This window comes from Geomonas sp. Red276 (assembly GCF_054784495.1).
Map to the genome: position 1 here is coordinate 158,005 of NZ_BLXW01000008.1, position 6,550 is coordinate 164,554.

2 protein-coding genes and 1 pseudogene are annotated in these 6,550 nt (G+C 60.9%); 2 read left to right on the plus strand and 1 reads right to left on the minus strand.

Annotated features, from left to right (window positions below; translation table 11 throughout):
• Window positions 1-51 precede the first annotated feature (51 nt).
• Window positions 52-948 carry a cytochrome C gene (locus tag ACYVL5_RS08095; RefSeq protein WP_460595054.1) on the plus strand — a complete coding sequence of 299 codons (897 nt, stop codon included), beginning with the start codon at window positions 52-54 and terminating at the stop codon, window positions 946-948.
• Between the two features lie 108 nt (window positions 949-1,056).
• On the plus strand, window positions 1,057-5,919 hold the full coding sequence (locus ACYVL5_RS08100; RefSeq protein ID WP_460595055.1) for a hypothetical protein: 4,863 nt from the start codon (window positions 1,057-1,059) through the stop codon (window positions 5,917-5,919).
• A gap of 510 nt (window positions 5,920-6,429) precedes the next feature.
• On the opposite strand, the pseudogene ACYVL5_RS08105 reads toward ACYVL5_RS08100, so the two are convergent.
• Window positions 6,430-6,550, minus strand: a pseudogene (locus ACYVL5_RS08105) (IS1595 family transposase); the annotation flags it as partial.

Here is a 6,550-nt window from a genome sequence, read left to right on the forward strand (position 1 = left end):
CAAAGTGCTGTCAGTGTTTCATATCTTCAGTAGTACAAAAGGAGAGGCAACATGAAAAAAGTATTGGCAACAGTCGCAGCAGTTGGTTGTCTTGCGGCAGCTAGTACCGCTCTTGGCGGTCTTCCGGCCGCCACGGGGGTCAACGGCTCCCTGCACGACATGACGCTGGTGGTTGGGAGCCAGGCAGACTCGATGGCCCGAGTCTGCGTCTTCTGCCACACCCCTCACCACGCCCAGTCCTCGGATGGCGGCTACAACCTCCCGCTGTGGAACCATGACATTCCCGATGTCACCACCTACACCCCCTATGCTTGGGCCACCCCGATGAACTCCAACAACGGCGAGTTCACCATCACCGATCCGCTGGCCGGCCCGAGCCGTCTCTGCATGAGCTGCCATGACGGCGCCATCGCCGTTGACGAGCACAACTCCGCCTTCGGCAAAGACGCCAGCCAGGCAACCACCTCGATCGCCAACGTGACCACCTACACCAACCAGCAGGGCCGCGGGGCGCTGGGCAAGGACCTCACCCAGACCCACCCGATCGGGTTCGACTACGTGGAACTGGCCGCTTGGCGTAACTCCAACTCCCAGAACGGCGCCCTCGACGCCAACCACAACCCGACCGGCGACACCGAGATCGTCTCCGCCGACAAAGGGTACGCCCTTTCCATCACCGTGGAAAACACCACCCAGGGCAAGTACAACTACGTTCAGCGTAACGTGGGCGGCAAGCGCATCGTCGACAACCTCTACGGCGCCAACATCATGACCTGCGCCACCTGCCACGAGGTTCACAACAAAGAGAACGCCACCCAGGATAACTTCACCGACGGTCCGAAGAACCTCACCGTCGGCGGCACCACGTACCCCATGGCGGCCCCGAACTACTTCCTCTACGCCAAGCAGAGCGAGTCGCTCATCTGCCTCTCCTGCCACGTGAAGTAGTAGGACCCTCGGGGCGCTCCCTGCCGGTTTGAGAGCCCCGAACGGACCACATGTTCAATGGGCACTTTTGATGCGATTTGAATTTCTAATTTAAAGGGGACTTACGACATGAGAAAAGGACTGGCAACAATGGTCTCTCTCACCCTTGTAGCGGTCGTTTGGGCGTGGGCAGCCACAGCCTTCTCGACCTACTGGGTGGAGACCAAAACTACCTCCCTCGGTGGTAGCATCAAGGTTGCGAACGGCACCGCACTTTCCGGTGTCGGGGCCATCAAATTCAGCAGTTTCACGACTGCCAATGCGGTTCCGGTGTACGTCCAGCCGGCCGCTAACTACAAGATCTCGACGGTTACCGTCGACAACGTCGTCCAGACAGTTGCCGATCCGACCGCGACCTTTACCATCCCGGTCACGACCCCGAACCACACCGTGAAAGTCTTCGCGGGCTTCGTCGGGCTCAACGCCAACACCTCCGCCGGCAAGACCTGGCAGCTCCAGCTGCAAAACGGCAGCGCCGGCGGCACCATCTCGGTTGCCGGCAAGCCGTCGATCGGCAGCTACGGGATGAAGATGTACAACTACTCCGACACCACGACGATTCCGGTGACCGTCAAGGCTTCCACCGGCTTCGAGGTGGCGAGCATCTACAAGAACAGCACCAACATTCTGTCCACCCTGACCCCGGCCGCCGACGGAACCTACACCGTCAACGTGGATCCCTCCCAGGCAGGCAGAGTCTTCAATGTCACCGCCAACTACAAGAAGCTGGTCAACACGGTGACCACCAACACCGGCTCCGCAGCCAACGGCATCCTGCCGGTGAACCCGAAGGTTGCCTACGGTAACGACGTGAAACTGGTCGTTTCCCCGATGGCTCCCTACAACAGCATCACCGCCCTTTCCCTGACCGGCACCGGCCACGGCGCCGTCACCATGATCGACGCCCAGGGCAACACCTCGGCTCCCTGGAAAGGTTCCGTGGTGGTGACCATCTCTGCCGTCACCGGGCCGCTGACCCTCGGCTACACCCCGGGCACCGACAACACCGGCCAGATGCAGGGCTGCACCAGCACCTGCCACGCCCAGGCTTCGGCTCAGGTTCAGGCAACCGCCACCATGTGGAGCAACTCCGTCCACAAGCAGAATGCAATCGACTGCGTCTCCTGCCACAGCACCATGCCGGGCGACGTGACCAAGAGCACCGTGAACCGCTTCACCATGCAGCAGGCTGACGGTTCCATCTACTGCACCACCTGCCACGCCAACTCGACTGCGGCTACCTTCAACCAGTCCGCACACTGGACCAACGCAAACAACACCAGCGCCAACGCTGGCTGCTCGCAGAAGTGCCACTTCAAGAGCAATGCCGCACCGTCTTGCGCTACCTGCCACTCCGGCGCTCTGGTAACTGGCGGGGCCTTCACCCAGAAGGTTTACTCCTCCGCGGTTGCCCACGATGTCCAGATCCTCGACTTCGACACCACCTGCACCGTCTGCCATGCTTCCGGTGGCAAGCACGGCGGCCCGACCGACGAGTTCCTCGGGTCCAAGCACTGGAACAACTCCTTCGAGTACGGTCCTGAGTTTGCCGGTGGCGCCGTGCCGGAGCAGATCAACCCGAACGAGAGCTGGACTACCACCGAGTTCGGTGCAGCCACCACCTGCGCGTTCCGCTGCCACTTCAAACCTGGCATGGGTCCCTCCCGCAACGTGCCTGGCTACGTGAAAAACGGCCGTTCCATCGGCTACGTCGCTTACTCTTCCCGCGCGAGCGGCCAGAAGATCACCTACACCCGTCCTGGCGGCGACGGCTGCATCGCCTGCCACGACACCCACAACCCGGGCGGCACCAACCTCCCGACCGCACGCTCTACCTGCTACACCTGCCACACCGGCAGCAAGCACGGCTTCAGCGTCGCACTCTTCGAGAAATCGAGCCACTACACCGGCACCTACGCCATCTATGACGGTATCGGCGGCCCGACCGGCGAATCCTGCATCGCCTGCCACAACCCGCACTCCCTCGAGGCCGAGTTCGCTAACCTCTCCACCGCCAACCAGCTTCACACCGCTGGCCTGGCTACCGGTTGCCAGAAGTGCCACACTCCTGGTTCTGCCTACTCGATCTTCAGCTCCAACGGGATCGGCAAAGCCTCGCACTTCAAGACCGACAACACCACTGCTTACATGACCCCGCGCACCACCTGCGCTTCCTGCCACAGCCACAACAACACCATCAACGCCGGTTGGGCCGAAGGCGGCCACGGCTCCACCACCACCCCGGCCTTCGACGGCAGCCCGAGCGAAAACTTCAAAACCATGGGTGTTGCTGGCGTCAACTACCAGGTCGATCCGAGCCAGCGTAACTGCGTCCGTTGCCATACCGCCAACGGTTTCGCCCAGTTCGTCGACTCCGGCTTCACCAACATCGCTCCGGTTGGCCTCGCTTCCGACAACACCTCCGAGCCGATCGTCTGCTCCGCCTGCCACAACAGCGTGGACAAAGGCACCCTGCGTTTGGCCAACTTCACCTCCCAGCACCTGGGCGGCGCGAAGTACATGGCTCGCTACGGCTACAAAAACGCCCTGGCCAACAACGTGCTGGTCAACAGCACCCTGACCCTGCCGGACAACAAGAACTCCAACCTCTGCCTCCCCTGCCACAGCCAGCGTGCTTCCGGCCAGGAGATCAAAGACGTGTTCGCTCTCGGCAACTTCAAGCAGTACTCCGCCGGCAGCGCAATCTACCCGCACGCCGCACAGCCTGCCGCCATCGTGGCCGGCATGGGTGGTTACGAGTTCACCGTCCAGAACGGCTCCACCAACAACGGCTTCGCTTACCAGGATCGTGCCCGCCACCAGAGGATCGGTAACTACGGCACCGGCACCGGCTACAACAACACCGGCGTCACCCAGGGCACCTGCGTTGGCTGCCACATGAACACCGCCGGGGCAACCCATAACCTGGAGATCGGCGCGAAGGATGCCAACGGCAACTTCACCTCCATCACCAGCACCGCGTGCGCCAAGTGCCACCCGAGCGACTTCACCTACCAGAACCTGAACACCCGGAAGGGCGAGTTCAAGGCACTGGTCGACGCCCTCGGCAACCTCCTCGTCAAGAAGGGGATCACCCAGGACGGCGTCACTCCGCTGGCCGAGCGCAAAGCCTTCGACATGAGCCTTGGCACCAAGGACAACGTCGTTGCTCAGCGCAACATGGGTGCCTGGTTCAACTGGTACCTCTTCAACACCACCGACCCGGCTGCCTACGCCCACAACCCGTCCTACGCCCGCAGGCTGCTGACCGACTCCATCGACATCCTCGACGACAACACCCTGAACGGCTCTGCCGCAGCGACCGTCCAGGCCATGGGTGTCAATGGCAACGCTCTGTACAACGCCAACCTCGACGTGGCTAACGCACTTACCGCCACCAACGACCCGGGCTGCCTCGGCTGCCACTTCGGGACCACCACCAACAACCTCAACGGCGAAGCCATCCCGGGTGTCCAGGGTGCTCCGCACTACAACACCGCCGCTACCAACGTCCCTGGCCAGACCTTCACCCAGGCTCAGTTCGTAGTTGCCGGCTCGCAGTGCAACGATTGCCACGGCTACGGTCACGGCACCGACAGCCCGGGCTACTCCGCTTCGAAGGCTGCCTTCCCGAACATCTCCGGTGTTCAGGGTAAAGGTATCAACGCCAACTACGCTGAGTCCGCTCACGGCGACATCAACGGTCTGGCATGGACCGACTACAACTTCCTCAACCTCTCCAGCCGCTCCGGCTGCACCCCGTGCCACACCACCAAGGGCTTCGTGAACGCCATGAGCAGCGTCAACGCCAACGGCGGGAAGATCGCTACCCCGGCCTTCATCGGCAACGCTGCTGACACCACCAAACAGGTCCTGGGCTGCACCGCCTGCCACAGCAGCACCAGCTGGAAAACCAGCATCCGTACCATGAGCAACACTTACCAGGCAGCTCAGGGCGGCTTCAGCCTGACCGCTCCTGCCTACACCGCCTACGAGAACATGGGCGAGTCCAACGTCTGCATCCCGTGCCACGCTGGCCGCGAAAACGGCGGTTCCATCAACGCTTCGACTGCAGACTTCAGCAACACCGGCTTCAAGAACCCGCACTACCTTGCCGCAGCCGCTGTCTTCTACGGCAAAGGCGGCTTCCAGTTCTACACCTCGGGTGTTCGTTACAACACCTACGGCGCCGCCGGCAAGGTTGGCCGTAACGCCAACTGGAGCCACGGCAAGCTTGGTATGGACAACTACACCACCTCCACCCTGAAAGCCGCCAACACCGGCAACATCCGCGGCTCCGGGAACAAAGGTCAGTGCGTGGCTTGCCACCTCGGACCCACCAACACCCACACCTTCAATGCCTTTGAAGCTGCCAAGGCCACTTGGGGTACCAACACCGCGCCGAACGGCTGCTTCGGCTGCCACAGCGGTGAGGACATGGAAGAAGTCGCCATCGGCGAGAAGGCACTGGTCGACAGGTCTCTCGACCTGCTCGCCTACGAGCTCGAGAAATACGGTCTGTACTTCAACAACGACAAGAACCCGTACTTCTTCACCGACGCGGCCTTCGGCACCAGCGCCACCAACTGGACCGCCAACCCGAACAGCGTAACCGTCACCGGCAAGCAGACCATGGGTGCAGCACTCAACCTCAAACTGCTCAAAGCTGAGAAGGGTTCCCACGTCCACAACCGCGCCTTCATGCGTGCACTCATCACCGACTCCCTCGTGTACCTGCAGAAAGGCCAGGCTGGCATCGACGCCGACAGAAGGACCGTCGCCGCCGATCCGAACAACATCATCAACTTCACCAACTACTCCACCGCGATTTCCGCTCCGAACTCCGACCGGATCGCGGCAGGCCAGTCCGGCTCCAGCGTGAGCATCACTGCCCTGAAGGGGTACCTGATCAGGAACGGCGCTAGAAGGTAGTCCATTAACCTTCTAATCCGTATGTAATGGCCCCGCCTCGAAAGAGGCGGGGTTTTTTTCGCTCGGTTGGCTGTGGGAGTGATGCTCGGGCGGGCTTTTGCGCGGTTTGGCGTAGATGGTACGCGAAAGAACGTCATCTCTCGGCAGCGAGGCGTGGTTGTTGAAAGAAGGCAGATTGCATTACAGTCATAAAACCTCCAAATTACAAAAGAATGACAAAAATGGTGCGTTGAAATTAACTTTGGTCCAAAATGGCCTGTATCCTGCAGGAATTAAATCAAATCCCAGTGTTCAATCAACACCGGACACTGCCACAACAGCTGCAGCAGAAAAGCTTCACCTTTTGCGATTGCCCCGCCCCGGAAGGAGCGGGGCCTTTTTTTGTCCGCCGTCGGCCGGTTAGAGAGTACACGGTTGGGAGCTTTATCCAGAGGGGAAACTGTTCTCTCAGTCCGTTGCTAGAGATCCGATCCGTTATCTAGTTATTCCTACTACCTTTCCTTTTCCTGATTAGCGCCAATCTTCCGCTAGGCGTAACCACCGCTCTGGTCGGCTGCCAGTCCGGGCAGCGGCAGCAGCGAGGCGGGGAAGCATAGCAGCAAGATCGAAACGACGGTTAAAGCGGTACTGA

Excerpts from the sequence above, each read along its gene's own strand:
- ACYVL5_RS08100 (WP_460595055.1), top strand. The coding sequence starts at position 1,057 with ATGAGAAAAGGACTGGCAACAATGGTCTCTCTCACCCTTGTAGCGGTC.
- ACYVL5_RS08095 (WP_460595054.1), top strand. The coding sequence starts at position 52 with ATGAAAAAAGTATTGGCAACAGTCGCAGCAGTTGGTTGTCTTGCGGCA.